General features: G+C 58.2%; 23 protein-coding genes and 3 pseudogenes. 23 read left to right on the forward strand and 3 right to left on the reverse strand.

Annotated elements, in window-relative coordinates; all coding sequences use genetic code 11:
• Positions 1-168: 168 nt before the first annotated feature.
• From B0G77_RS38820 to B0G77_RS38830, 3 genes and pseudogenes are all read left to right on the forward strand, one after another.
• Positions 169-258, forward strand: a pseudogene (locus tag B0G77_RS38820) (transposase); the annotation flags it as partial.
• A 319-nt stretch (positions 259-577) separates the two neighbouring features.
• Positions 578-877 carry a hypothetical protein gene (locus B0G77_RS38825; protein WP_133667191.1) on the forward strand — a complete coding sequence of 100 codons (300 nt, stop codon included), beginning with the start codon at positions 578-580 and terminating at the stop codon, positions 875-877.
• A gap of 435 nt (positions 878-1,312) precedes the next feature.
• A complete protein-coding gene (locus tag B0G77_RS38830) occupies positions 1,313-2,098 on the forward strand; it encodes an ABC transporter substrate-binding protein (protein WP_133667192.1) in 786 nt (261 codons plus the stop codon).
• Positions 2,099-2,561: 463 nt separating this feature from the next.
• Here B0G77_RS38830 and B0G77_RS38835 read toward each other — a convergent pair whose 3' ends face one another.
• Complete coding sequence (locus B0G77_RS38835; RefSeq protein ID WP_243751462.1) at positions 2,562-3,413, reverse strand: LysR family transcriptional regulator; 852 nt, start codon at positions 3,411-3,413, stop codon at positions 2,562-2,564.
• Positions 3,414-3,746: 333 nt separating this feature from the next.
• Here B0G77_RS38835 and B0G77_RS38840 point away from each other — a divergent pair, with 333 nt between their 5' ends.
• The 7 genes and pseudogenes from B0G77_RS38840 to B0G77_RS38875 form a co-directional block, all read left to right on the forward strand.
• Complete coding sequence (locus B0G77_RS38840; protein WP_133667194.1) at positions 3,747-4,091, forward strand: RidA family protein; 345 nt, start codon at positions 3,747-3,749, stop codon at positions 4,089-4,091.
• Between the two features lie 55 nt (positions 4,092-4,146).
• Positions 4,147-5,571 carry an FAD-dependent oxidoreductase gene (locus B0G77_RS38845; protein WP_133667195.1) on the forward strand — a complete coding sequence of 475 codons (1,425 nt, stop codon included), beginning with the start codon at positions 4,147-4,149 and terminating at the stop codon, positions 5,569-5,571.
• Positions 5,572-5,983: 412 nt separating this feature from the next.
• On the forward strand, positions 5,984-6,673 hold the full coding sequence (gene hisQ / locus B0G77_RS38850; protein ID WP_133667613.1) for a histidine ABC transporter permease HisQ: 690 nt from the start codon (positions 5,984-5,986) through the stop codon (positions 6,671-6,673).
• Positions 6,674-6,677: 4 nt separating this feature from the next.
• Entirely contained in the window at positions 6,678-7,391 is a 714-nt protein-coding gene (locus B0G77_RS38855; RefSeq protein ID WP_133667196.1) for an ABC transporter permease, read from the forward strand.
• Between the two features lie 70 nt (positions 7,392-7,461).
• A complete protein-coding gene (locus B0G77_RS38860) occupies positions 7,462-8,256 on the forward strand; it encodes an ABC transporter ATP-binding protein (RefSeq protein WP_133667197.1) in 795 nt (264 codons plus the stop codon).
• 142 nt (positions 8,257-8,398) lie between these two features.
• Positions 8,399-9,547, forward strand: a complete 1,149-nt coding sequence (locus B0G77_RS38865) for a porin (RefSeq protein WP_133667198.1) — start codon at positions 8,399-8,401, stop codon at positions 9,545-9,547.
• An 854-nt stretch (positions 9,548-10,401) separates the two neighbouring features.
• A pseudogene (locus tag B0G77_RS38875) lies at positions 10,402-10,927 on the forward strand (LysR family transcriptional regulator); the annotation flags it as partial.
• A gap of 301 nt (positions 10,928-11,228) precedes the next feature.
• On the opposite strand, the gene B0G77_RS38880 reads toward B0G77_RS38875, so the two are convergent.
• Both B0G77_RS38880 and B0G77_RS38885 read right to left on the reverse strand, forming a co-directional pair.
• Positions 11,229-12,263 carry a nucleotidyl transferase AbiEii/AbiGii toxin family protein gene (locus B0G77_RS38880; RefSeq protein ID WP_133667200.1) on the reverse strand — a complete coding sequence of 345 codons (1,035 nt, stop codon included), beginning with the start codon at positions 12,261-12,263 and terminating at the stop codon, positions 11,229-11,231.
• Positions 12,260-12,973, reverse strand: coding sequence for a DUF6088 family protein (locus B0G77_RS38885; RefSeq protein WP_243751463.1), 714 nt, complete (start codon positions 12,971-12,973; stop codon positions 12,260-12,262). Before B0G77_RS38885 ends, B0G77_RS38880 begins: the two co-directional genes overlap by 4 nt.
• Positions 12,974-13,815: 842 nt before the next feature.
• Between B0G77_RS38885 and B0G77_RS38895 the strand changes: the two genes are divergently transcribed.
• The 13 genes and pseudogenes from B0G77_RS38895 (at position 13,816) to B0G77_RS45395 (ending at position 25,318) form a co-directional block, all read left to right on the forward strand.
• Entirely contained in the window at positions 13,816-14,244 is a 429-nt protein-coding gene (locus tag B0G77_RS38895) for an antitoxin Xre/MbcA/ParS toxin-binding domain-containing protein (protein WP_133667201.1), read from the forward strand.
• Positions 14,244-14,702, forward strand: a complete 459-nt coding sequence (locus B0G77_RS38900; RefSeq protein WP_133667615.1) for an RES domain-containing protein — start codon at positions 14,244-14,246, stop codon at positions 14,700-14,702. The genes B0G77_RS38895 and B0G77_RS38900 overlap by 1 nt, the downstream gene beginning before the upstream one ends.
• 167 nt (positions 14,703-14,869) lie before the next feature.
• A complete protein-coding gene (locus B0G77_RS45060) occupies positions 14,870-15,670 on the forward strand; it encodes a hypothetical protein (RefSeq protein WP_243751464.1) in 801 nt (266 codons plus the stop codon).
• Entirely contained in the window at positions 15,667-16,248 is a 582-nt protein-coding gene (locus B0G77_RS38910) for a hypothetical protein (protein ID WP_133667202.1), read from the forward strand. Before B0G77_RS45060 ends, B0G77_RS38910 begins: the two co-directional genes overlap by 4 nt.
• Before the next feature lie 759 nt (positions 16,249-17,007).
• Complete coding sequence (locus B0G77_RS43675) at positions 17,008-17,265, forward strand: hypothetical protein (RefSeq protein ID WP_166656358.1); 258 nt, start codon at positions 17,008-17,010, stop codon at positions 17,263-17,265.
• A gap of 582 nt (positions 17,266-17,847) precedes the next feature.
• Positions 17,848-18,956: pseudogene (locus B0G77_RS45065) on the forward strand (ISAs1 family transposase).
• 83 nt (positions 18,957-19,039) lie between these two features.
• On the forward strand, positions 19,040-19,309 hold the full coding sequence (locus B0G77_RS38925) for a type II toxin-antitoxin system ParD family antitoxin (protein ID WP_133667205.1): 270 nt from the start codon (positions 19,040-19,042) through the stop codon (positions 19,307-19,309).
• Complete coding sequence (locus B0G77_RS38930) at positions 19,306-19,629, forward strand: type II toxin-antitoxin system RelE/ParE family toxin (protein WP_133667206.1); 324 nt, start codon at positions 19,306-19,308, stop codon at positions 19,627-19,629. Before B0G77_RS38925 ends, B0G77_RS38930 begins: the two co-directional genes overlap by 4 nt.
• Before the next feature lie 73 nt (positions 19,630-19,702).
• Positions 19,703-22,141: a DEAD/DEAH box helicase gene (locus B0G77_RS38935; protein WP_243751465.1), complete on the forward strand. Its 2,439-nt coding sequence runs from the start codon at positions 19,703-19,705 to the stop codon at positions 22,139-22,141.
• A 517-nt stretch (positions 22,142-22,658) separates the two neighbouring features.
• Entirely contained in the window at positions 22,659-23,693 is a 1,035-nt protein-coding gene (locus B0G77_RS38940; protein WP_133667207.1) for a GSU2403 family nucleotidyltransferase fold protein, read from the forward strand.
• A 288-nt stretch (positions 23,694-23,981) separates the two neighbouring features.
• Positions 23,982-24,329, forward strand: a complete 348-nt coding sequence (locus tag B0G77_RS38945; protein ID WP_133667208.1) for a hypothetical protein — start codon at positions 23,982-23,984, stop codon at positions 24,327-24,329.
• 2 nt (positions 24,330-24,331) lie between these two features.
• Positions 24,332-24,853 (forward strand): hypothetical protein, encoded by a 522-nt coding sequence (locus B0G77_RS38950; protein ID WP_133667209.1) that lies wholly within the window; start codon positions 24,332-24,334, stop codon positions 24,851-24,853.
• 333 nt (positions 24,854-25,186) lie between these two features.
• Positions 25,187-25,318, forward strand: a complete 132-nt coding sequence (locus B0G77_RS45395; RefSeq protein ID WP_279571376.1) for a hypothetical protein — start codon at positions 25,187-25,189, stop codon at positions 25,316-25,318.
• Positions 25,319-25,360 lie beyond the last annotated feature (42 nt).

A 25,360-nucleotide genomic window follows, 5' to 3' on the forward strand; every position in this document is an offset into this window, starting at 1 on the left:
GATGGAGATGACTCGTTTTGAGAAATCGGCCAGCGTCGGCAACGAGACGCAGCGGCAATATACTGCGCTGCCCAATCGCATAGCGAAGGAGCTGGTGGTCCTTCAGACGCTAACCGACAAGATCAAGGACGCAGCGTGGCCTTCGTCTGCTGGCACGCCGTCTGGGCGCGGACGAGCATCGCGCCAGAGAGGCTGTTGCGAGCCATGCTGGTTCAGGTGCTCCACAGCATCCGCTCGGGGCGCCAACTGATAGAGCAGGGCTTCGCGTTACGCAGCCAGGCGATGCCGCTGATGCCGCCAGACGAATGGAATGCGAAGCGTAACCGCTCCTATGGGCATCTGGATCTTTCGCAGAACCTGGAAGAATCCCTTGACCGCTCACCGACCATCTTGACCGCAGTTTAATCTTACTGCGTGACGTAACCACGCGCGGCTATATACGCATCGACAGTGCGGTGCATCGTGATCCGCTGTCGGCTCAAGCGCCAAATCCCGTCCTCGGGGCCCTGTGCTGCGCAATCTTCTCGATCTAACCGGATGAGCGGCGCAAAATCGTTCTCAAGCTTGGTCGCACAACGTGTTTCTGCTGGCTTCAGGACGCGCCTCGCACGCGGAACTGCTGTTGGTCTATGCACCGGTACCGGCACACGGAACACCGCTGGCGGTGGCCGACATCGTGCGCATGGTGCTGGAACTGGCGTCGGCCGCGATGAGACAGATGATCGCCCGCATTGCTGTGAACGAAGCTGTGTCAGGCGACGGACGCAGTGCTGGAGTTCGTGCGCTGCTATCCCTACAGTCACAAAATGCACAAAAATCACCTATGGGCCGGGATGGGCGGTGTTTCAACGGAGCCGGAGTCCATCATGGTACGTAAGGCACTTTCCTCAATCGTATGCGTAGACCTGTATCCCTCCGTATTGGCGTGGTCTCCGATGACCAGTTCGTGCTATAGCGTCAACGGTTCAGGAAGGCGCGCGGGGCCATCGTGTCAGTTCGGTAATCCAGTGCCGCACGCACGCAAGTTCGCGACGCTGTACGGTCTGGGGTATACCAATTCCGTATAGGCGCCAAATTTTTCCGCATTGGACGTCACACCGAGATGCCAAGCATGATGAGCTTGCCACCCCGTACGTCTTCAGATGGCTGGGACTTGGGTGCAGGAAGACTTCAATTGGTGCACCACTTTCCGGAGTCAATCGGAATTTTTGGTCATCGTAGGAAGTCTGCCGCACGGCAATCAAGGCGACCACGCGCGTCGCCGGTTAAATTTTTTGCCCGCTTTTTGGGGGGGCCAGTGAGGAGATCCAACATGAAGGTGATTACGACTTTGCTGCTTGCGTTCATCGCAACCAGTCTTTCGACGAGCGCATCTGCGCAAGACCCTAAAGAGCTCCGCTTCGGCGTAGACAGTTCGTATCCGCCGTTTGAGTCCAAGTCTCCAGATGGACGGCTGGTCGGGTTTGACATAGACCTCGGAAATGAGATCTGCGCGAGGATGAAAGTCAAGTGCATCTGGGTTGAAAATTCTTTTGATGGGATCATAGCCGCACTTCAGGCCCGGAAGTTCGATGCAATCAATTCGTCGTTGTCAAAGAACGCACAGCGCGCCGCAATCATCGATTTCACCGACAAGTTATATGCGCCAATCGAAAAACTGGTCGTCAAAGGCGGCTCCGGTCTGGCACCAACAGTGGAATCCCTCAAAGGAAAGCGCGTCGGCGTGCTGCAGGGGAGTACGCAGGAAACTTATGCGAGAAAGTACTGGGGCGGAAAGGGTGTCGACATCGTTTCGTATCCGACGCAGGACCAGGCATGGGCAGACCTGGTGAGTGGTCGCCTTGACGCGGTATTTGCGTTCGGTCCGCAGGCTGAGGGCGGCTTTTTGAAGACAGATCAAGGTCGCAGCTATGGTTTTGCTGGAGGACCGGAAATCAGAGATGCCGCGATATTTGGTAACGGCGTATGCATCGGGGTCCGAAAGGGCGATGAGGTCCTTCTTAATGCGATCAATAACGCGATCGACGCCATACGTAGGGACGGTACCTATGACCGGATCGCGAAAAAGTATTTCACGTACGATGTGTACGGCGGGTGACCGTGGGCCTGAACTGCTCGCTGAAAACCGGCAGCGGGTGCGCCTCCGAAACTGCGGGCGACATTTTGGCGCGGCCCGTAGCTGCGTCGATGCTGTCATTTGCCAGCGAGTCCCGCTTTGTGACGTTGCGGAAGTAACCATGGCTTCTATTAATGCCCCCTGTTCGTTGCACGAGCGACCTCGTCGAAATGGACGAAACATAGAAACCCCATCTCGCCTCGTTTCTCAATGATCGCAGGTTTCGGGCAGCATTATTGCTAACTATCCTTTTTCCCCTCGGGGGGCCGAAGTGATAGAAGAAGTCGGAGGCTTATGGTCGGCGTCGATACGACTTGTCGACCGCCACTATCGATGTGAGCCCGGCGACGTCTTCAGGTGCTAGACGCCCGTGCTGCTTGCACGGGCGTCTAGCCAGAAAAACGGCCCGCATGCAGTCGAGCCCTTCTCTTACTTCATTCCTGGCTTACTCGTTCCAGATTGTCAGCTCGCGTTCGAACTCGCTTTGGAGCAGAGTTGCAAACTCGCTAACCAGTTGCGAGACGACGTCATGCGGCGGATATAGAAGAAAGCTGGGATAACAGATAGACGGCGTGAAAGGAAGAACCTTCACTCCCTGCCCGACGAAGTCTGTTGCGACGAGTGGATGAACCAACGTTACACCCATACCCAGTTTCACCATCTCACAGCAAGTTGCGCTGTACTGTGCCTCGAGAGTTAGCTTGCGCTCAACTCCTTCGTCTTCAAACAGCTGGTCAGTGTCTTCCCTCGATCCATCGCCTTGACACACGGAAATGAACTCCTCTCCGCGAAGGTCGCTTGCCATGATTGCAGTGCGTCGAGCAAGCCGATGCGCTTTCGGAACCATGCAAAGTACCTGAGCATCCGGTAGCCGGATAACCTGACACGTCGCCGCGCCGGAAACGAACGCCACGATTCCGACGTCGCAAAACTCAGACGAGACCCATTGCTCGACCGTGATCGATGAGTTTGTATGGATAGATATGTTTACTCCTGGTCTCGTCCGTTTGAAACGTTCAACGACCCTGGGAAGGAAACTAAGTCCGATACCCGGCACGGCGCCGATGCGGAGGCGGCCGCTTCCAAGGTTGCGAATGGTATCTGCCGCGTACGTCAGGCTTTTTAGCCCCACAAAGACTCGCTGAACTTCGCGAAACAAAGCTTTGGCCTCTGGCCGTGGCAGCAAGCGTCCGCCTGTGCGATCAAATAGGACGAGGCGTGTTTCATTCTCCAGCTGTGCAATGAGCCTGCTCACGTTAGGCTGAGTGGTTTGCAGATCGCGCGCTGCACCGGTCATTGACCCTGACTCCATTACTGCACGAAAGGCCTCGATTTGTCGGAGCTTCATTGGGCCACCTATAAGGAAATGGTATACACACCCATTGTATTGGCATTTGACCGCGTGCGGGGCGCGCGTCACGATGGCAGTGTGGCTGGTTTGCATGTGCTCGCTGCTATCGGGGTCGACAGGAAGCGTATCGCGTCAGAAGTGTGCAAGTCCTCGATGATTAAGAATGGAGACTTTTAGGTATCCGAATCGCGCCAGCGATTTGATTCCAAAGCGCACGCGCGATGTGGCATCTGAGAGTGAACCGTTACGCCAAGATTTTTTAACGAAAGAGGAGATATCATGATCCGCCGTCTGGAGATTACGGGCCGATTAAGTAAAGTACTGATCGCGAATGGTTTCGCTTTTTTGTCCGGGTTAACGGCCCGCGACACTACAGGAGGTGTCAAGGAGCAGACGGCAGATATCCTCGCCCAGATCGATGACTATTTGCAGGCCGCCGGCAGTGACAAGTCTCGTATTGCTGTTGCGAACATCTGGCTCAAGGACGTTCGCACCTTCGACGAGCTAAATGAAGTATGGGAAGCTTGGGTCGATACGGAGCATCCCCCCGCACGCGCGACGGTCCAGTCGAAGTTGGCAGGAGAAGACATCCTTGTCGAGATCCAGGTTCAAGCGGTGGTCTGAACAGGACCCGCGTGATGTTGCCAGAGCCATATACGTTTATCAGAGGGAAGGGCAAATGAATCTGCAGGGAAAAGCTCCGAATGACCCGTCCTGGTGGTTCGAGGAGGCGCTGCGCAGTGAGGGTGCACAACCGGCCGCGCCTGCGCTTACCGGGGCGCTCACAGTTGACGTGGTGATCGTCGGTGGCGGATATACGGGACTGTGGACTGCCCTGGCCCTCAAGGAACGCGCGCCGCAGCTCTCCGTCGCTCTCATTGAGTCATCCAAATGCGGTTCCGGTGCTAGCGGTAAAAATGGGGGGAAGGTCAGCGGATACTGGCCGTCTCTCACTGGCATCGCGGCGAACATTGGCCCTGATGCGGCGTTGGACGTTGCAAGAGCTGGTACACGGGCTCAGGAAGCCATTCGGCGGTTTGCTACCGCGCCCGGTCGCGACGTATGGTGGCGTGAAAACGGCCATATGCGTGTCTCCGCAGCACCGGCGCAAGATGCCGAAATCGCATCGTACCTTGAGACGGCACGGCAGCTCGGCGTTCCAGACACCGTACGCTCGCTGACGGCCGAAGAGGTCCAGGAAATTTGCCGGTCTTCAGTTTTTCGGGAAGGTTTATATTTCCCTGAAGGCGCGACTGTTCAACCAGCCCGCCTGGCGCGCCAATTGCGAGCTGCAGCGATCGCTGCGGATGTGAAGATATACGAAGGCACGCCGATGATCCGGCTCGACGAGGGAACGCTCAATCGCGTTGTCACGCCTAAGGGTGAAATCGTCGCAAAGGAAGTGGTGCTCGCGACCAATATCGAACTCGCCAAGCGCAGAGAGGTCGCGCCATTTCTTACCGTATTCTCTTCCTACGCATTGATGACGCAGCCGGCCCCCGAGAAACTCAGCTCGATGGGCTGGAAGCGGGACGAGGGTATCACTGACTTGAGAATGTTCGTTCACTATTTTCGCAAGACTGTCGATGGACGGATCCTGATGGGTTCGGGCTCGGGTCCGATAGGCTTCGGCGGGAATACGTCAGATCCACGGCTGACTACTGACTTGGCTTCGGCAATACGTGCGGAACGTGGACTCCGTCGGCTGCTGCCGGCTTTCGGAGATGTTCAGATTGATCGCACATGGGGCGGCGGCATCGATATTTCGTTCGACAGGTTACCGTTCTTTCGAACATTACCTGGAACACGGATCCACTACGGCTGCGGATATTCAGGACATGGCGTTAATCCCACGTACATTGGGGGGCAATGTCTTGCGTCGCTCGTTCTTAGGTCAAAAGACGAATGGAGTTCGCTACCTTTTTGTACGCGTGAACCGCGGGCGCTGCCGCCGGAGCCTTTTCGATATGTCGGGGGGCGCTTCGTTCGCTGGGGTATTCTCCGATGTGAAGAAGATGAGGAAGTGGGCAGGAGCTCCGGATTGTTGCCTCGAGTCGCTGCGGCCATCCCGAAAACGTTCGGTTTGAAAATCGGTACCCGATGATGGCGAGTGCATCCTTTGGGCGGCTGATACCTACAGGCGGTGTTAGACCAACGATCAAGGCTCGTTCTAATTGGCGCCGGGGAAACTATCCGAGTATGTCGCGCGCTTCGCACTGCCCGTCGGGCGCAGGGTGACAGTTTGTGACCCGCGGGAAAGATACTCGGTGACGAGGAACATCACACATAGTTCAGCCGCGAAAAGCCGGACGATATGCTGGCGCGCACCTGTCCTGTTCCCAATGCCTCTGTTGGCGCAGCTAATGAACAGGGATCCGCTGCGCGTGCCCGGTGAGTCCCCTTCCGGACCACTGGGATTTTCCTTGCCGCCTGGGTGACTGAATGGTTGCCGCACAGCAGAGATGCGGGGGCCTTCGGCCCGCCGTTATCTATCTATAACAAGCATGGAGACGAGTGTGTTTCTATTTGGATTTGGTCCGCAGCTGCTGGCCGGCACTGTGCGGACAATTGAATTGTCGGTGCTGTCGCTCGCGGCCGCGTTTGTCCTTGGCCTCATGGGCGCCATCGCGAAGCTCTCGCTAAATCGTGGTTTTCGCGCAATCGGCTCAGCGTACACGACTTTGATACGATCGGTACCGGACCTTGTCCTGATGCTCCTTGTCTTTTACAGCATCCAGATTGCGGTCAACAATCTGACCGACGCCTTGGGTCTCGCGCAATTTGACATCGACCCGTTCACGGCAGGCGTCCTGACACTCGGCTTCATCTATGGAGCCTACTTTACGGAAACTTTTCGGGGCGCATTCCTTGCGGTGCCGCGCGGCCAACTTGAAGCGGGCGCCGCCTACGGAATGAATGGGGTTCTTGTTTTCCGACGCATCCTGTTTCCTCAAATGATGCGCTTCGCACTTCCGGGCATCGGCAACAACTGGCAGGTTCTGGTCAAGGCGACTGCGCTTGTCTCCATTATCGGCCTGGCAGACGTCGTAAAGGCCACACAGGATGCGGGTAAGAGCACGTTCAAAATGTTCTTCTTTGTCATGTGTGCCGCGCTCATCTATCTCACGATGACAACCATTTCCAATTTCGTGCTGTTCAGGCTCGAGAAACGATTCTCGGCTGGCGTTCGTCACGCGGAACTCTAGGCTCATGATTGATATCCTTACCCAGTTCTGGCGCGCGTTTCTGTATTGGGACGGGCAGCGCGTCTCCGGCCTAGCCGTCACCCTCTGGCTGCTGGTGGCATCTCTCGTAATTGGCTTCCTGATGGCGGTGCCCCTCGCGGTGGTTCGTGTCTCCACGAATCGCTGCATAAGCATGCCCGTGCGTTTCTACACGTATGTCTTCCGGGGCACGCCGTTGTACGTGCAATTGCTTCTGATCTATACGGGTATTTATAGCTTCGACTTTATTCGGTCGCACGAGCTTACCGATGCCTTCTTTCGAAGCGGTTACCATTGCGCGATTGTTGCGTTTTCGCTTAATACCTGCGCCTACACGACCGAGATATTCGCTGGCGCAATGCGCTCGATGTCTCACGGTGAAGTTGAGGCGGCACGCGCGTACGGAATGAACTGGTTCACTCTTTACAGACGCATCATCATCCCTTCCGCGTTGCGAAGGTCCCTGCCTCTCTACGGCAACGAGGTGATCCTTATGCTGCATGCCACCTCGGTTGCTTTCACGGCGACCGTGCCCGATATCCTGAAGGTCGCCCGCGACGCCAATTCTGCAACCTACCAGTCGTTCCAGGCATTTGGTATTGCCGCGCTTCTTTATCTGACCATCTCCTTCGCGCTGGTTGCTGTGTTCCGGCGCGCTGAGCACCACTGGCTTGGCTACCTCGCACCGCGTGCTCACTAAGCTTGCATGTTAGTGCCCAGCCAACGTGTATGACACATCAGTGCTTTAAACGTAACGATAAGGGATCAGAATGTTGAGGCGGACGATTCAGACAGAAGCTTGCAAGTTAGAAGTTCACGACATCCACAAACGCTTCGGAGACCACGAGGTGCTCAAGGGCGTGTCCCTGAGCGCAAACAAGGGCGACGTTATCAGCATCATCGGGGCAAGCGGCTCGGGAAAGAGTACGCTTCTTCGTTGCATCAACTTTCTTGAGCGGCCGAACTCCGGGTACATCGCGGTCGATGGCGAAGCGGTAAAGACGAGGGCCGATAAATCCGGCTATCTCGACGTCGCGGACCCGAAGCAGCTGCAGCGGATCCGATCGAAGCTATCGATGGTGTTCCAGCATTTCAATCTCTGGGCGCACATGAACGTTCTTGAGAACATCATTGAAGCGCCGGTACATGTGCTCGGGCTGCCACGTCGCGAGGCGGAAGAGAGCGCGCGTGAATACCTTGAGAAAGTTGGACTCCCATCGCGCGTGGAAAAGCAATATCCGTCGCATCTTTCTGGCGGCCAACAGCAACGTGTCGCGATTGCGCGTGCGTTGGCGATGAACCCTGACGTGATGCTGTTCGATGAACCAACATCTGCACTCGACCCAGAGTTGGTAGGTGAAGTTCTTAAGGTAATGCAAAAGCTCGCAGACGAAGGACGCACAATGATTGTGGTTACGCATGAAATGGGGTTCGCCCGCAATGTATCGAATCATGTGATGTTTCTTCATCAAGGACGCACAGAGGAAGAGGGGCTTCCTGAGGAAGTACTGGGCAAGCCGTGCAGCGAACGACTCAGGCAGTTTCTCTCTGGTAGCCTGAAGTAGCCCGCAACCGTGAGAAAACTGCAGGCGACGTCTGATATTTAATCAGTAATACTGAGAGATAAGATACGAATCATACGTGGTTAATTCGGCCCGTCGATAAAAAAGTTTGCACGTAGTTATATTCTAATATTCGGAGACTTTAATGAAAAAAATCGCACTTGCTGTACTTTTTATTTCCACTATCGCAACTCCGGTATTCGCTCAATCTACTGTGACGCTTTACGGTCTGATTGATGAAGGACTCGATTACACCAACAATGTTGGAGGTTCAAAGGTTTATGAACTCCAGAGCGGCTACGCTCAAGGTAGCCGCTGGGGCCTCAAAGGAACAGAGGATCTTGGCAACGGGTTGACCGCGACCTTCAAACTGGAGAACGGCTTCGATGTTAACAATGGTCGTCTCGGGCAAGGCGGGCTGATGTTTGGCCGTCAGGCATATGTCGGGATTTCCTCGAATCAGTTCGGTTCGGTGACTTTGGGGCGACAGTATGATTCGGTCGTCGACTATCTGGCGCAGACCACCGCGAACGGCAACTGGGCAGGCTACCTTTTTTCCCACCCGTATGACAACGACAACACGGATAACACGTTCCGCGTAAACAATACCGTAAAGTACACCAGTCCGTCGCTCGCCGGCTTCCAGTTCGGCGGTACGTATAGCTTCAGCAACGACACAAATTTCGCCAACAATCGCCAGTACAGCCTTGGTGCGCAGTACACCACCGGTGGACTGCTTCTCGCTGCGGCGTATCTGCAGGCCAACAATCCATCTTCAACGGCCACTGGCGCGATCAACAACGGCGGCGACGAAAACTTCCTGGCCGAGCGCCTGCGCATCTTCGGCGCGGGGATCAACTACACGATCGGTTCGGCAACACTGGGCTTCGCATATACGAACACCAACGTCACGCAACCGCTCAGCTCCGGCTATGTGGGTGCGATCACGCCGCCCACCGGCTCGACCCTGTCGTCGCTGCGCTTCCAGAACTTCGAAGTGAACGGGAAATATCAGTTCACCCCTGCGTTCTTCGTGGGCGCGATGTACACCTATACGCGGGCCGATTTCAACGCCACCACCGGGAAGCTGCATCCCAACTACCAGTCGATCGGGTTGATGGCTGACTACAATCTGTCAAAGCGTACGGATCTGTACCTGCAGGGTGCATACCAGCATGCTGGAGGCGACAAGACTCAGACGGTGCTCGACGCCGCCTATGTTCCAGGTGCGGCAGACGTTTCCTCGAGCTCGAATCAGCTCGTAATCCGGGCGGCAATGCGGCACAAGTTCTGACGAGTCCCGCGACGGTTTGCAGCGCGGTGGCGGGCATGACGTATGACGTTCGTTTTAGGGAGGCCCGGAGGGACAGTTCACCGTCCACTGATGGGGGCGCAAATTCTCCCCACCGCGTGAAGCAGGACCGCTCCTTATTTAGCTCTCTTTCGTTTTTACGCAAAGGTTTCAGCGACCTCCTTGGGCCGGTAGCTACGACCATCGAATTCGAGCGGAAGCGAATAGGCAGGTCCGAAGTAAACGTAGGTCTGGGTGGAGCTGTCGAACGCGTGTTGCCGCGAGCCAGTCACTACCTTCGCTCTTCAGGATCGCGGAACCGTAACCTTCACGGAATGAGGAAGACTATGGCGGTTGGGGGAACGTCGCTGAGAAGTATGGTGCAGGACTGGTTGGCGCCCGACCCGAAGAGAGGGTTTCGGGTCAGCCACTACGGACGATCCAGCAGGGGACGATATGTGTGCGTCGTCGCAGACAATGGAAGCGGGTCGAAGGCGATGCTCTTTTTTCGTCACCGGGACGGAAAATGGTGCGTTTTTCCACCCGATCCGGAGCGACCGGCCATGCACGGCGAAGTCTCGTCTACTGACGCTATCGGCGCAAGATTCTAGCTTGCCGGAGATACAGTTAGGCAAGCGAATTGAAACCGGATTATGGGCTGTCCTCCTCGTCGGCAAGATGACGGTTACCATTTTTTATTGTGGTCATTTCTGGCGCGGATTATCGAACTGGACTTGACGACCGCGCGATTGGTTAGGTGAACGTCGGCACCTCGCGGCATAACCGCTTTTGGGCATTGATGTTCGCTCGACAGTTGCGCTGTCCGGGAGAGAGGAGTGAGGGTGAAAGTGAGCGCGATGTTGAACATGATCGAGCTGGAGACGTTTGCCGCAGTGGTCGAACATCGCAGTTTCACGCAGGAGGCGGCTGCGCTGAACATCTCCTCTGCTGCAGCGACGCGCCGTGTCAAGCGGCTCGAACAGTCGATCGGGGCGCTGCTCCTGATCCGCGAGCCGACTGTGATGCCGACGAGCGGGCGAAGACGTGTTTCGTCATTTCATGACTGTCCGGCTTCAGGAGGATGACCTGCTCCGGCATGTCACGCCGGGGAGGGCGGCGACAACAGCGCTTGCCCTTGCCGTCAACGCCGATTCGCTTGTCACCTGGTTTGAGCCGGTCACGCGTGAGCTGGCGCAACACCATGTGGCGCTTGAGATCGTCGTGGACGATCAGAACCATACGCTCGAGGCACTGGCGCGCGGCGACGTCAAAGGCTTCCTGTCCACGCAATCGAAACCGGTTGTCGATCGTTTCGTGGCGGAACCGGTCGGACAGATGCGCTATCAGTGTGTCGCCACACCCGGATTCGCCCGCGAACATTTCGCCGTACGCTGGGCAGCCTCGTTTTTGCTCGCCCAAGGAGCTGGGAACAAAATTCTGCAAAAGCCGGGAACAAAATTGTGCAAACGAACTTGACGCGTGGAAACCCGTCGGTCAGTAGAGGTCATTTGACATAAAAGAAATTGGCAACGTTGTACAGTAGTCCTATGTATATGGAACGCGCGATGCAATGCCTCCGTGGTCTTCATTCGAGCTACGAGTCGCCGTCTTGATCAATTGTTTCCAAACCCTTCATCAAAATAGGATTCCTTCAGGCTACCTTCGCAGGTTCGCTATTCGCGCCTCAGCCGTTAATCTGACGCTCGACCCGTTCCACAGTCGCTAATACGTCATCAAAGGATGGTGTGCCGTGAAAGATCATCCCGACCATCGCTTCATAGTCGCGACGCAGCCCGTCGCGCATCGCCTCAGGCGGCGACAGTGTAAAGGCGCCAGCTCTGGCCAGTTCAAGACCGAAATCCGAACTGCCGAAAAACAGTCGTGCGTGCCGGGCGCAGTCTTCAGCCAACGGTTGATTACGTAGCCAGTCGGATGCGTGTGTGCTGATCGTGAGCTGATGAACATCGTAGAAGTGTCTCGATACGCGCTGTCCGCCGTGACGCAGTTCGCCACGTCGTTCATACCATTGACGCAGACCGTGCAGGATAACAATCTTGTCCCAGAAGGTGCGCTCGGGCTGGACTGTGGTTACTTCTGCGACGTCAAGGTTGAGATGCGGAACACCCGCGGCGACGTAAGGTGTGATCATCGCGGCCGCGTGCGGATCGAGGGCAGATTTGGCGCCTGCCTCGATCTTGACGGCAGAGCGAATATATTGGCCGGACGCCGCGGTTACGGCCGGATACCACAACAGCAGTGTCTGGCGGTCACTATCGTCAGGGTCGGGTTCGAGCCTGAAGCCCTGCGGGATGAACTCATTGGCCAGGACTTGCAGTTGAGCCGTGAGATCGCCGTGGATGAAGGCCTGGCATGCAGTGCGGATTGCATCGAGGCGTTTGCGGCGCTGCTTCCCACTCAAAAGCTCCAGTTCCTCGGGTTCTGCATGTTGCCCGATGTCGTCGCGAAAGACGGTGATGTCGATGTCCTCAGAGAAGCGCGAAATCAGACCAAAGGCCTTGGAGAGCGATGTGCCACCTTTGAAGAGCAGGCGCGGCCCGTTTGGGGTCATGCCGTTGAAAAGCGCGTCGAGGACCCAGCAAACCCAGAAATCTTTCTCGACGTTCTGGACCGCGGTGCCGAGGCGCGCCGCAGTTTCGAGGAAGAGATTTCGGCGATCGTCGTCGGACGCCGCGATGATGTCTTTGTATGCTTCGTTCATCCTTGTCCTCCGGCATCCGCGGCTCGGCGCGTCCGTTGCACTGTCAGGTCAGTGCCGCGAGGCAGCGGCTTATCGGCCTTGCTCGGGTCGAAGTTAGGTATTGAGTGCAGGAATTTTTGCATCCAGATTGGCAGGTGGGCGAAACCGTCGATCAGGTCCCGTTTGATGTCGTAGCCATGGTCAGGGTCTGACAGAACCGCGCCAAGGCGGCGCCGTACCCGGTCACCATCGTTGTCCAGCGTGTCCTTGAGCCAGTGGAGGGCCTGGACGACGCGCATTGCCGGCCGACCGGCCCAGTAGAGGCGGCTTGGTGCGGTGTGTTTGAATTCGATCAACAGGTTTTCGAGTTTGATCGAACGCCGTCGAGCGTCGGTATGGAGCGTGACCCTGGCCGGCACGGCGTCGGTGAGGCCAAGGTCGTTCGCGGCGGTGATACCGTCGACTAACACCCGGATCTGATCGCGTCTGGCAACTGCCTCGACCACGGCGCGATAGTCGGGAACGCTCGGGCGGTTCGTCAGCCGGTTGATCGACGGCATGTCATACAGGCCGCGATCTATGCGACGGAGCTTGCCGCTGGCGACAAGCCGCTGCAGGGTTTTGTCAACGAGGTCACGCGAGCCCAGCTGGGCAAAATCCGCAGGCACCCAGACAGATCCCGGCGCTCCGGCGCTCATCGTTAAAATCATGCGGTTGCTGAGCTCAGTCACGACCACTCCTATTGTCCGAAAAATGTACACATTTTTCGGACAAACTGCAAGCCAGGCGTTGTCCGAAAAAAATATACATTTTTCGGACGACAGGACACCCGACCGGGTGTGACCTTAATCCACGCACAGTCTTGATCCTCCTAACCGGAAAATTGCACGTGGATCAAGGTCACACCGACGAGCAAGTTCAGGCCGGTGCGTGAGGCGGGCGTGATGCGCCCGCTCGTCGCATTCCGGTCCCGAATTCTCTAATTGACTCCCGGACTTGACATAATTAACATGATCACTTTTCCGTAAGACGTCGAACTAAAATCGACCTTGCCAGACAAATGCAGTTGAAAATGCTTAAAATATTGAAATATGTTGATGAAGTCGCTGTGCAGCGAGCCGCGATAGGGCTACATCCGGGTGAACAGGACACGGGGATGCGGCTCGCTGCGGTACGGAGTCGCTGACCGGTTCCGATCGGTCAGTATTTGCCTGATGAGAGCCAACGACTGTTCGGCCGTGGCAGTCAGATTGTGGAGGCGAGCCCCGCTGAACTGCGGCGCGGTGACGCCGAGGTACCGGCAAACGGACGACACATAAGGCTTCGTCGGCCCGCCGCACCGCTGGGCTGCGGCCGTCAGCGCTGCGTCGCCGACCTGTGATCCCGTTCATTGAGCACCCGGACCAGATGTTCCATACCGCCTCCGGTACTGTATAGATAATCACTGTTAATATATACAGTAGTTGAGGCTTGTTCAAGGCGCTGCGCCAATCATCGAATGGACCGAGGCCTTACGTGGAACGGTATCAAATGCGGTATAATAGGGCATCGTTTGATACCTATGGGGCTTGTCATGACGACTGTCTCACCCGCAAAAATCGCAGCTGTCATGGCCTTGACACCGCTGCCCCGATCATTTGCAGAGCTCGACGATCGGGTGCGCGGCGGGCTGCCCAAATCCGCGCTTCGCGCCAGCGTTGAGCACGTCGCGCGAACCACGGAAGAACGCCGCAACCTTCTGTTCCGCATCATTCCTGAAGCCACCTTCAAGCGTCGGCGCGACTTGCTGAACCCCGATGAATCGGAGAAGGCCGAACGCCTGGCTCGCGTGTTCGCCACGACGGAATACGTGTGGGATTCGGAAGCCGACGCGCGGGAATTTCTCAATACCCCCCATCCGCTGCTGGATGGCCGCACGCCGCTCGACGTGTCGATGACCGAACTCGGCGCGCGACGCGTTGAGGAATTGCTCTGGAAGCTGTTTTATGGAATTCCGGCGTGATGCGGATTTACCGGATTGCTGACCGACGTCACCCGATATGGGACGGCACCGGCGCGATGCTGGTGGGCGGCCGGTTCAACAGTCCCGGCCGCCCAGTCATTTATGGGGCGACGACGTTCGCCGGCGCCATGCTGGAGGTGCTCGTGCACGCCCGCATTGGCAAGGTGCCGCGCACCCATGTTTTGGTTGTCGCCGATGTGCCAGATAACATCGCGATCGAACGCGCGGATGCCGCGATTTTGCCGGCGGGCTGGGACGGGCCCGACCTTGAAATCGCGCGGGCATTTGGCGATCGCTGGATCGCCGAGAGCCGCAGCGCAGTCCTGCTGGTGCCGTCCGTGGTGGCGCGCGAAGAATGGAATGCGCTCGTTAACCCGACGCACCCGATGACCCAACGTCTTGCAGTTAGCGAGTCGCGCCCCGTCGTGTGGGATGAGCGCCTGTTTCCCCGCGGGTGAACGGCCTCTGCCCCAGTCGTTACAACTTTCTCTTCCCAACGCATTCTACTTTCGCTTCGTCGCACGGCGCCCGATCGCTCGCGCGATTCGTTCGCGCCCATCCTCGATGGCGACTGGACGGACGCTGTGTCGTACGCGTCGTCGCTTCTGAGATCGCTCCGGGCACGATGATCGGCGGCCTCTGGAAACCACTGCTGCTGTATGCCATCTCCACGAACGGCACGCCGATACGCTATCTTCCTTTTCAGCGGTCGTACACTGGGATGTTCGAGCGTGCGTTCGTCACATTGCCGATCGCCGCGGACGCCGACGTGCGTACACGACTTGTCAGGGAGCCTGCAGGTGACCCCCAAAAAAATTCCGGTGCCCCGGGCGCGGGCTTGTTGGCAGGCGCAACGCTTCAAAAACTGCTTCCTTCCGCCATAACAGGAAAATCAATGAGCCATATTTCGCCAGTTGCTGTGACGCGGGCCATGAGCGCCGTCAAGGCAATGAATCTGAAGCAGAAGGAGGCGGTCATCGACGAAATATTCCTTGTCCAACCCCACATGCTTGGCTCGGTTCTCGTGCTGCAGACGTTCGGTGTATCGATGGAGAAAATGGAGTTCGCCTTCGGACTTCTCCTTCTGTGCTTTCAAGCCATGAAAGAGTCGGGCCTGACATGGCCCCTGATCACGGAGGACGAGCAGGAGTTGCAGTTGCAGCTTTACACGACCACCGTCAAGCTCGGCGAAGACCTGGGCCCACCACTACGGGATCGTTTGATGCAGCAATACATCGAAAACCATCCCGAGAAAAACCTGCTCGCCTGCGTATGGTCCGAAACCGCGAACTGGCTGAAAAGCGTCGTTTCCGAAGACAGCGACAAATATGTGATGATGGTGGCTGCCAACCTCGTGAACTGCATTGCTTTTGTGCCTGTGCCCGCACAGAAGAAGCCATCTCATCGGCAAAGGAAATCGGCATGAAAGAGGGGCGTTGCGAACAGTGTGCACAGCCCACAGCAGCCTGGGATGCAATCCACTATGGCTCCATGGAGCGGGGCTACCGGCTGCTTTGCAGCCAATGTTTCAATGCAGAGGTCGCGAAACAGAACAGCCTGACTGGCTTCGAAAACGTCCGGCTCGAACCTGTCCGGATGGTCGACTGCGCCGGCGAGGCACACCAGTTCCATTTTCAGATGCGTCTGCTCGGCGACATGATCGTCCTTGACGCATTCGAACTGCAGGATGAACTCCGATCCGGTTATGAATTCCGGATCATCGGTGAGCCGGAAGAGGACGTGCTAACGCTGCTCGGCCGGTTAGTCGAAAAGATGAGGCGGGCCTTGTCCGTCAAGCATCTCACCGTGGATCACCATCAGCTAAGGATCGTTGATCAAACCGTGCGAGGGCAGATTTCGTCGGATATGTCGGGGCCCGGAGATACCCCTCTTGTTGTCGTCGACGGCAAGGAAATCAGCTGGGACGACTTCGGGCGCATGTTGATGGCATTCGAGGGCTGGCAATTCAAGCTGGACATCGCTGACCGGGCCGACGAGCTTTGATGCGCGACCGCTCGCCAGGGCAATGAATGAATCAATGAATGGATCGGCCGTGGCGGCCAAAATCAGAAAATCAAGCACCCCGCAGCAAGCTAGCAAGCTGCGGGGTATGAACGGCGCTGTCTCGAGCCGCCGGTTTCCAACCGGCCTACGTCCCAAGGGACGGGGAATGCGACCCGAAGAGATTCACTTTTTTGAATCAGCGAATAAACCGCTTTTGGCGGAAATTTGCGGTCCCGGCCGCCCCCCGGGAAAGGCATTGCGGCGATCTGGAGTCGCCAAAAAAGGTGTTCTCCAGGAACCGGTGCTCGCGCGACCGCACGCGATTTCCAATCAGCAGGCCCGTGAGTGAGCAGTTGTGGCACGAATCGCAGCTTTTGTTCGAATGGTGGCTCACCCAGGATCGGCGGATCTCCAACGGTATCCGGTAGTCGCCGCGCATTGGCCCACTGCGTTTACTCCTGTAAAAGCTCACCATTCACGAGAAATGCCAACTACAAATACGCAACTAACCGTCTATGCCGGCCGTTTACGCCACAAACCAAAAAACCGCCTGCAACGAAACGGGCCCGGGGCATCCGGGCTCGCAACGAAACGGGCCCGGGGCATCCGGGCTCGCAGGAAATGCGCTACGGTGCCGGCGATCACGGACGCCTGGCGGGGGCTGAATCGTGACGTCATTGGCGATCGCGCCGGTTGCCACTTCGGGTAGATTTATCGTTACGCGGCGCAACACAAACAGACCGGCCGCGAAAGGTATCCTTGAGGCGTGTCACGGAGGTTCTCGATCGTGCGCCCGCCGTCTCGCCGGACGGACGTGCCATCGTTTTCATGCTGTCGATCCGCGGCCGCGAGGTCGAAGTCGCGGTTGCGCGTAACGCACTCAAGGCGCAACTCTGGCTACCGGGTAGTGCCGATGAAACGCACACGCTCAGGATTCGAAACCGGCCGCACCCGCATCGTCAAGGCAGTGAAATCACACTGCCGCGCCTGGTTCGAAAGACATGTGTCGCGAAGTAGCTCGTCCGTTCGACCCTCGGGCCGTCGTGTAACGGAATACCGTAGAGGCTCCTTCCTCTGGCGACACGAGGCATGACTCCCGACAAATATTCGTCGCTAACGGTCGGGCGGATAAGGGACGGGTTCCGGATTCATCTTGACGCTCAATGCGCAACACGAGACGGGCCCTGGGATTGACCTGGCAGTCCTCCCGCTCTTCCTGCGCACATAATTTGACATAATGTTAATTATCAACTTCAGTGGTATGTATGGTATGTTTTAGGGTGTTGCGTTTTTTGGCGCGTCATCGACGGAAACTCGAGGCTCACAGCCGAATTCTGCGCAACAGAAACGGCCACGCATGCGACGCAACGGTACCTGTTGGTTTTTCCTTGAAAAACATTACTTAGGCGTCGATAAACGCTGACATTAGCCATTCTCTTTGTCGCGCAACACGTCGCCACAGGTGCCAAGAATCAATTGAACTGGTGTAGTGAATGTGGGGACCCTATAAAGTTACCAAGCGCCCGCAGCCCAGGGCTGTTAACTTCCGTTCGACCGTGTTAACTTTGTGACCGTCCAAACAAGACGGCGGGAACAGGGATGATATTCGGAGGCGTATTTTCGGAGCTGCGTGACGCACGGCGGGCGCAGGGTAAGCGTTACGCGCTGGAGCCGCTGTTGTGTGCGATCGTGATGTCAATGATGGCAGGTGCGAACTCGCTGAGGACGATCGAGGTGTTCATTGGCGAGCGGCGTACACAGCTGAACGAGCTGTTCGGTACGGACTGGCGCAAGGCGCCGAGCTGGGTGGGTATCCGCAAATTCCTGCTCCAGCTTGACGAGCACGATCTGGAAAGCACGGTGCGCGCTTTCGCGCAGAAACAGACCTCCGCGCCGGCCGGGCGGCAGTTCATCGCGCTGGACGGCAAGGCGCTGCGCGGCAGCGCCTCACGCTTGGAAGACATCGCGGCGCGGCACATCGTTTCGGCTTTCGATCATCATGACCTGATTGTGCTGGGCCATGTTGAGGTTGCGCAGAAGTCGAACGAGATTCCGGCCGCGCAGGCGTTGATCGAATCGCTCGGCTTGCAGGGACAGGTCTTCACGATGGACGCGTTGCACTGCCAAAAAAAACGCTAGCGCTCGCCCTGGAAAAGGGCGCCGACGTGCTGGTGCAGGTCAAGGGTAACCAGCCAACCTTGCTTGCCGCCTGTGAGGATCTTGCCCGCTATTGCGCTCCTGCCCAATGCGACGTGCAACACGACAAGGGCCACGGTCGCATCGAGACGCGTATGGTGCGCACGTGGAGCGTGCCGGCGAACTGGCTGGAAGCGGACTGGCAGCCGCTGGTACAACAGATCGTGAGCGTCTCACGTACGGTCGAACGCAGGAACCGGACTGGCGGCTGGGAACGCACCAGTGAGACGGCGTGGTGGGTGAGCACAACCGTCATGAGCGCGGCAACCTGCCAGATGGCCATCCGTGGTCACTGGTCGATTGAAAACCAGAATCACCACGTGCGCGATGTAGTCATGAAGGAGGATCACTGCACGACGCGACACAAACCCGGAATTCTGGCCCGCTTGCGCTCCATGGCACTAAACTGCCTGCGCGCGACATCTGATCGAAGCGTGACTATCGAGTTGCGGCGCAACGCGTTGAATTTTGAACACCTCCGACGTTGCGCCTGCGGCACCAGGAGAACTTAACAGCCCTGGCCCGCAGCCACTCCGGCGTGACGCAGACTCGAAGAAGGTGTAGGATTAAATCACATTGAAACGCGAGTACCGCCATGCGCACGACCCAGCAAATGAGCATCACGCTGCCGAATGAAATGGCCGAAGACGTCCGCCGACGCGTCGCAAGCGGTGAATATGCGACCGAGTCAGAAGTCATTCGCGACGGCCTGCGCGCACTCGCCGCGCGTGAGCGCGCTGTCGAAGCGTGGCTGCGCGATTCCGTCGTGCCGGCCGCTGCCGCCCTCGACACCGATCCATCGCGCGCCCTGGACGCTGCAGATGTTCGCGCGACGCTGGCCCAACGCCGCGCATCACGTCGTTGAGCGCGGCATCCTATCGCGTTGTCTTTGCGCCGGAGGCACGCGATCAGCTGGCGGAACTGGAGGCAACGATCGCCGCCGCAGGCGCACGACAGACCGCGGTCAAATACGTCGATGCGATCGTGACATTCTGCGAACAGCTCGAGAGCTTCCCGTTTCGTGGCGTGCCGCGCGATGACCTGTTGCCCGGGTTGCGCGTGACCCACTACCGCGGCCGGACTGTGATCGCGTACCGCGTTACGGGCGAGACGGTCGCGGTGCTCGGCATCTACTATGGTGGGCAGGACTACCCGGCCAGTTTTCAGCCGGATCCCGATGATTAGACCCGGCTGCGCGGCAGGCTACCACCGGTAGCAACCCGCTCGCGCATCCCACTCCATTCGAACGGACTAGGCGATGAATGACGCCAAGCTGTCACGCTCAGGCTGGGAGAATCGCAGGCGCGAAGAACTGCTCGCAGAACTCACGCGCCTGCAGGCCGAAAACGCCCGGCTCGCCGCCTTACTGCGAGAGGCCGTCCCGGCGCATGGCAAGCTCGAGGCTGCGCCCCCGGGCAATCCATCGCTGGCGGTGCGAAGCACAAGCACTTCCACGCTTTCTCCGCAGCAGAAAGTGCACCTCTTCCGGAGCCTTTTCCGAGGCCGTACCGACGTTTATCCGCTTCGCTGGGAAAGCCACAATTCCGGGAAATCGGGCTACGCACCGGCGTGCGCGAACGAATGGCGTACAGGCGTCTGCGAAAAGCCCCGCATTCGCTGCGCGGACTGCGCGCATCGCGTGCTGCTGTCGCTGGACGATCAGGTCATCTATGCGCATCTTGCCGGCGATCATACCGTGGGTCTGTACCCCCTGATGCCGGACGGCACCTGTTACCTGCTTGCTGTCGACTTCGACGAGGAAAGCTGGCGGGACGATGCGATGGCCTTCCGGCAGTCGTGCGACGAACTGGATGTTCCGGTGTCGCTGGAAATTTCACGCTCCGGTAACGGTGCGCACGCATGGATCTTCTTCGCGACGGCCGTCACCGCTCGCGATGCGCGCCGGCTCGGTTCGGCCATCATCAGCCACACGTGCGTCCGAACCCGCCAGCTCGAGCTATCGTCCTACGACCGGCTCTTTCCCAATCAGGACGTACTGCCCAAAGGCGGCTTCGGCAACCTGATCGCCCTGCCGTTGCAGAAGCAGCCTCGCGAGCACGGGTGTAGCGTGTTTGTCGACGGGACGTTCGAGCCCGTTGCCGACCAGTGGGCGTTCCTGGCGTCGGTCCGGACAATGGATGGGCGAGATATCGAAGGGGTAATTTTCCGCGCCACAGGCGGCGCCCACCCGCTTGACGTCGCCTTCATCGCGGAAGAGGACCGGGTCGAGCCGTGGAATCCCCCGCCCGCGCTGGCGAAGCGGCTTGCCGGAGCCATGCCGGTCTCGCTGACATTGACGCTCGCAAACCAGCTCTATCTTGAAAAAGCCCAGCTTCCGCAATCCCTGCTCAATCGCCTCATCCGGATAGCGGCGTTCCAGAATCCGGAGTTCTATCGCGCCCAGGCGCGCGGTTTCAGCGTATGGGACAAGCCGCGGATAATCGGCCGCGCCGAGAATTGCCCGCGACACATCGCTTTACCGCGGGGTTGCCTCGACGAGGTCATGACGCTGCTGACCGACAACGACATTACCTGCGACATCCGCGACGAGCGTTGCGCAGGTGAGTCCCTGGCGGTTTCGTTTGCCGGCACACTGCGGGACGACCAGCGGGCCGCAGTTGACGACCTGCTGCGGCACGACGCCGGGATCCTGCATGCGCCGACGGCGTTCGGCAAGACCGTCACGGCGGCCGCAATGATTGCCCGGCGCGGCGTCACCACGCTCGTGCTCGTGCATCGCAGGGAACTGCTGGATCAGTGGCGCGAGCGGCTGCAGTCGTTTCTCGCGCTGGACCCGCGCGACATCGGCACAATCGGCGGCGGCAAGTCGAAATCGACAGGCCGGATTGACGTCGCCATGCTGCAGTCAGTGGCACCGGATGGCCCCCGCGGAGCGCTTTTGCGACATTACGGTCACGTCATTGTCGACGAATGTCACCACGTATCGGCGGATTCCTTTGAGGCAGTGCTCAAGGCCGTCAATGCGCGCTACGTGCTGGGACTGACTGCGACACCCGTGCGGCGCGACAGCCAGCAACCGGTGATGTTCATGCTGTGCGGGCCGGTGCGGCACGCGGCGCGTCCGCCGCCCAATGCGCCGCATTCGCTGGAGGTGTTCCCGCAAAGGCTCACCTCATCCGTGGACGTTGCGGCCGACGCGCCGATCCAGACAGTGTTCGCGCAACTCGCACAGGATCCACCGCGGACGGACATGATTGCTGCGGCGATTTGCGAGCAGTTTGGACAAGGACGCAAGGTGCTGGTTCTCACCGAACGGACGGATCATCTCGAAAGCCTGCAGAAGACTTTGGATGCAGCAGTCGAGCCGCTTGTCGTGCTGCACGGGCGTCTCACGAAAAAAACGCGGGCGGCGCAGCTTGCTGCCCTTGAAGCGCTGGCGGATGACGCACCTCGCGTCGTCCTGGCCACTGGCAGACTCGTTGGCGAAGGTTTTGACCATCCTGCGCTCGATACGCTGGTGCTCGCCATGCCCGTGGCATGGAAAGGCACGCTTCAGCAATACGCTGGCCGGCTACATCGCGAGCATGCGGGTAAAACCGGTGTTCGGGTGGTTGACTTTGTCGACGGAGGTCACCCGGCACTAAACCGCATGTGGGAAAAGCGTCAGCGGGGATACCGCGCAATGGGCTACCAGGTACGCTTGGCCGGAGACGGAGAGCAACTGACGCTGGCCTGAAATGCGAGCCTGGCCGCATTCCGTACCGTCTCTGGTTTCTTACTTGCACTTGCAGGCGTGCACTTCCCGCCTTTGATCGCCCCATGGTGCACGGCCATCGTATCGAACCGGCAGTGCCGATACTCGAACTCAAGGCAGCCTTCCCCGCCATGCGCAGATTGTCACCGTGCAACCCGAAGGTATGGCCGAATCCGGAACTTGTGCAGCAGCCTGCTGCACAAGTTGGCACCTCTTCCGCTCACTAAATATAGGATTACTAATTTAAATTTCGATCATGCTAATAATCTCAAATTGACTGTACTTCGAGGCGAAAATGGATCAATGAACGCGGCGCGGTGCGCATCCATCGTTAGGTAGCAAGCAGCTAAACCGACGGGATGAACTGATCTTGGCTGAAGCAGGCGGGCGTGCGCCGAAGCGGTGGTGATTTATACCTCGTTAACAGATGTTAAGGTATAAATTGACACGCTACCCCTTATACCTTACGATACTAACTCAAGGTATAAGGGCGTGAGCCATGACCTCCTTCCATAACGAAGCACTGCAAACGCTGTATTCCTCGGTCGCCGAGCGGGCAAGCGCACAACCGCGCATCCCGTTGCACTCCCCGGGTTCAGCCGCCCAGAAAACCGTCGACGGAAAAACGTATACCTACTGGCGGGTGTACCTCGCTTCTGGCAAACACAAGGAAACATCACTGGGGCGCACCGGGGAGCCGGACACCGACGCCGCACTTGAGGCGCAGCAACTCGAGAGCGCGGAGATGCGGGCGCTGGCCAATGATGTCCAGGTTTTGCGGAAAGCAGGCTTTGCCGCCGCGGACAACTCATCGGCCCTCACCATCGCGACGCTCTTTAACGCCGGCATCTTCACGCACGGCGGACTGCTTGTCGGCTCCCACGCCTTCGGCGCGCTCCTGAACGGTCTCGGTGTCCGTCTGCCTGCGAACTACAGGACCGAGGATATTGACATCGGTAGCGCGGGCTCGATTTCGGTGGCCATCCCGGAAGACCGCAGTTTTCTCGACATCCTGCGCGAGACCGGTCTCCCCTTCATCGAGGTGCCAGAACTGGACTCGCGGAAACCGTCCACCTCGTTCAAGGCGCGCGGACAACCCCTCAAGGTGGACCTGCTTGTACCGGGCACCGAGGCGTACGAAACGAAGCCCCTGCGCCAATTGCGCGCGCATGCGACTGGTTGGCCGTACTTCGGTTATCTGGTAGCCAACCCGGTGAGCGGCTTTATCCTCGGCAAGGAGCACGTGGTGCCCGTAACGCTGCCTGATCCGGCCAGATTTGCGCTACACAAGCTTATCGTAAGCACGCTTCGCGACCCGGCGCGCGCACTTAAAGCCGAGAAGGACCAGCGGCAGGCAGCAGTGCTGATTGATGCACTAACGGAACGATTCCCTGAGTGGCTCACGACGGCTGCCGACGAGCTGGTTGAAAGCGCACGCCCCCGCGTTGCTACTGCAGCCGCTCGAGCGATGGCTCTTGTGCCACACCTGTCCGAGCGCGCACGGGATATTCTGGCGGAGCTAAGTCAGGCGTAGGCCGGTTCGGATCTCGTAAGCGACCGCATTAATGCCGAGCAGCGGGGATGTAATCATTCGGTTACGTCGCGCAAGCGGAGTCTCGCGACTGTCAGAGGCGCATAGGTGATCTTTTTCTTGCACGAAAAGGACGAATACCCCGAGTACGGAGAGCGGCACTCGAACTCGCAGGTCCACGCGTCCGCCGGATTCGCGTAATGCAGTTGCGGGCCAGTTAAAACACATAATTATGTGTAACACTTGTTTATGTGCTACAATTTCAGCATTGTTCCATGGAGGAGTCCCATCATGGCCGACACCGTCAATTTCACCGGCGCAGTCGATCGCGACCTGCTCAGGCGCGCCAAGATCCTCGCGGCGAAATCGGACACGTCCGTCAACGCACTATTTAACGCAGAACTCCGGTATCTGGTCGAGACGTTCGAAGCAGCAGAAGTCAGCGGCAATCAGAATTTCCTTACCCTGTTCGACTTCTCGCTCGGCCGCATTGACGACCGCCAGGCGATGCATTCACTTGGTATCGACAGTGACGAAGATCTGTTCCTGCTGATGGCGCAGGCTCATCTGCCGATGCCGCGCTTGCCCGAGGCGAGCACGCGTCGCATGATTGACGACCTCAATGCGCTGCGCAGTTGACGATGGCAGTCAACAGGACGGTTACATTGCTTCCAGATGCTGGTCCCCTGATTACGCTGGCCTATGCCGACGCACTCGGACTGCTGCTGAAATCAGGTTGGTCAGTCGCACTGGTCGACATGGTGCTGCATGAGGTTACCCGCAACAAAACACCGACCAGCGCCCGAATCGCCACGTGGGCAAGTGACAACAAGATCCCCGTTCTCGAAACGCGCACGTACCATCGATACAGGCAGGTGGACGCGGCGGCACCCGCCCGAAAGGCCAATCTCGGCGAACTCGCGATACAGGAGGCGATGACTGGGTTCGGCCTTGCTGCCGAACAGACGGGCGTTTTTCTGTTCGAGGACCACAAAATCGCCCGCGCCAGCTTCCTGTTACCGGAAAATTGTCGCAAGGTCTCGACCCGAGCGTTCCTGTTATTTCTAGAACAGCAGGGCCTGATTGAATCGGCTGCTGACGTCGAACGTCGGGCGATTCTGGCAGGGAGACAGTTTTCCCAGATCCGCTTTCCACCCGAATAGTCTGCAGTTACGGCTTCTTCGCGGTGAGAGCTCGCGAGGTTACAGCTGCGCCATGGCCCTAGCCCTGATCGTCGGAGCCATGACGGACTGGTTATTGCCATCGACATCAACGGGAAAGATCACTTCCCTGCCCACGGGCTGGACACGGACAGGAAGTACCGACCGCGTCGCGTGGTCGCCGAGGTCCCGCGGGTGTTCGGCAAATCAGGGGATGGCTGGGCGCTGGCGTTCTGGCTTTCGAGTAGACACGGGTAGACACGGGCGGTAACGCCCGCGTCTAATCTGGACGGCCTTTGCTGGGTCTCGCGACAGCACGACCGGGAAAATGCCGTCATGCTCTTCGGCGATCGTGTTGACCCGAAGGACATCAAACAGGTCGACGGACCTGCAAGCCTGACAGGCGACATAAAGGTGTATGCCTCGATCATTGACCTCGCATTGGATCTTGGCGTCAGTCTCGTGTGACGGACACGGCTCCGCGGCATTTCATATCGGTCTCGGAGCAAT

Origin of the sequence: Paraburkholderia sp. BL10I2N1, from assembly GCF_004361815.1 — a bacterium.
Lineage (GTDB): Bacteria > Pseudomonadota > Gammaproteobacteria > Burkholderiales > Burkholderiaceae > Paraburkholderia.

What these genes read in the sequence shown, in the direction of transcription:
- B0G77_RS38830 (WP_133667192.1), top strand. Translation starts at nt 1,313, where the DNA reads ATGAAGGTGATTACGACTTTGCTGCTTGCGTTCATCGCAACCAGTCTT.
- B0G77_RS38835 (WP_243751462.1), bottom strand. Translation starts at nt 3,413, where the DNA reads ATGACCGGTGCAGCGCGCGATCTGCAAACCACTCAGCCTAACGTGAGC.
- B0G77_RS38840 (WP_133667194.1), top strand. Translation starts at nt 3,747, where the DNA reads ATGATCCGCCGTCTGGAGATTACGGGCCGATTAAGTAAAGTACTGATC.
- B0G77_RS38845 (WP_133667195.1), top strand. Translation starts at nt 4,147, where the DNA reads ATGAATCTGCAGGGAAAAGCTCCGAATGACCCGTCCTGGTGGTTCGAG.
- B0G77_RS38855 (WP_133667196.1), top strand. Translation starts at nt 6,678, where the DNA reads ATGATTGATATCCTTACCCAGTTCTGGCGCGCGTTTCTGTATTGGGAC.
- B0G77_RS38860 (WP_133667197.1), top strand. Translation starts at nt 7,462, where the DNA reads ATGTTGAGGCGGACGATTCAGACAGAAGCTTGCAAGTTAGAAGTTCAC.
- B0G77_RS38865 (WP_133667198.1), top strand. Translation starts at nt 8,399, where the DNA reads ATGAAAAAAATCGCACTTGCTGTACTTTTTATTTCCACTATCGCAACT.
- B0G77_RS38880 (WP_133667200.1), bottom strand. Translation starts at nt 12,263, where the DNA reads ATGAACGAAGCATACAAAGACATCATCGCGGCGTCCGACGACGATCGC.
- B0G77_RS38895 (WP_133667201.1), top strand. Translation starts at nt 13,816, where the DNA reads ATGACGACTGTCTCACCCGCAAAAATCGCAGCTGTCATGGCCTTGACA.
- B0G77_RS38900 (WP_133667615.1), top strand. Translation starts at nt 14,244, where the DNA reads ATGCGGATTTACCGGATTGCTGACCGACGTCACCCGATATGGGACGGC.
- B0G77_RS45060 (WP_243751464.1), top strand. Translation starts at nt 14,870, where the DNA reads ATGATCGGCGGCCTCTGGAAACCACTGCTGCTGTATGCCATCTCCACG.
- B0G77_RS38910 (WP_133667202.1), top strand. Translation starts at nt 15,667, where the DNA reads ATGAAAGAGGGGCGTTGCGAACAGTGTGCACAGCCCACAGCAGCCTGG.
- B0G77_RS38925 (WP_133667205.1), top strand. Translation starts at nt 19,040, where the DNA reads ATGCGCACGACCCAGCAAATGAGCATCACGCTGCCGAATGAAATGGCC.
- B0G77_RS38935 (WP_243751465.1), top strand. Translation starts at nt 19,703, where the DNA reads ATGAATGACGCCAAGCTGTCACGCTCAGGCTGGGAGAATCGCAGGCGC.
- B0G77_RS38940 (WP_133667207.1), top strand. Translation starts at nt 22,659, where the DNA reads ATGACCTCCTTCCATAACGAAGCACTGCAAACGCTGTATTCCTCGGTC.
- B0G77_RS38945 (WP_133667208.1), top strand. Translation starts at nt 23,982, where the DNA reads ATGGCCGACACCGTCAATTTCACCGGCGCAGTCGATCGCGACCTGCTC.
- B0G77_RS38950 (WP_133667209.1), top strand. Translation starts at nt 24,332, where the DNA reads ATGGCAGTCAACAGGACGGTTACATTGCTTCCAGATGCTGGTCCCCTG.
- B0G77_RS45395 (WP_279571376.1), top strand. Translation starts at nt 25,187, where the DNA reads ATGCTCTTCGGCGATCGTGTTGACCCGAAGGACATCAAACAGGTCGAC.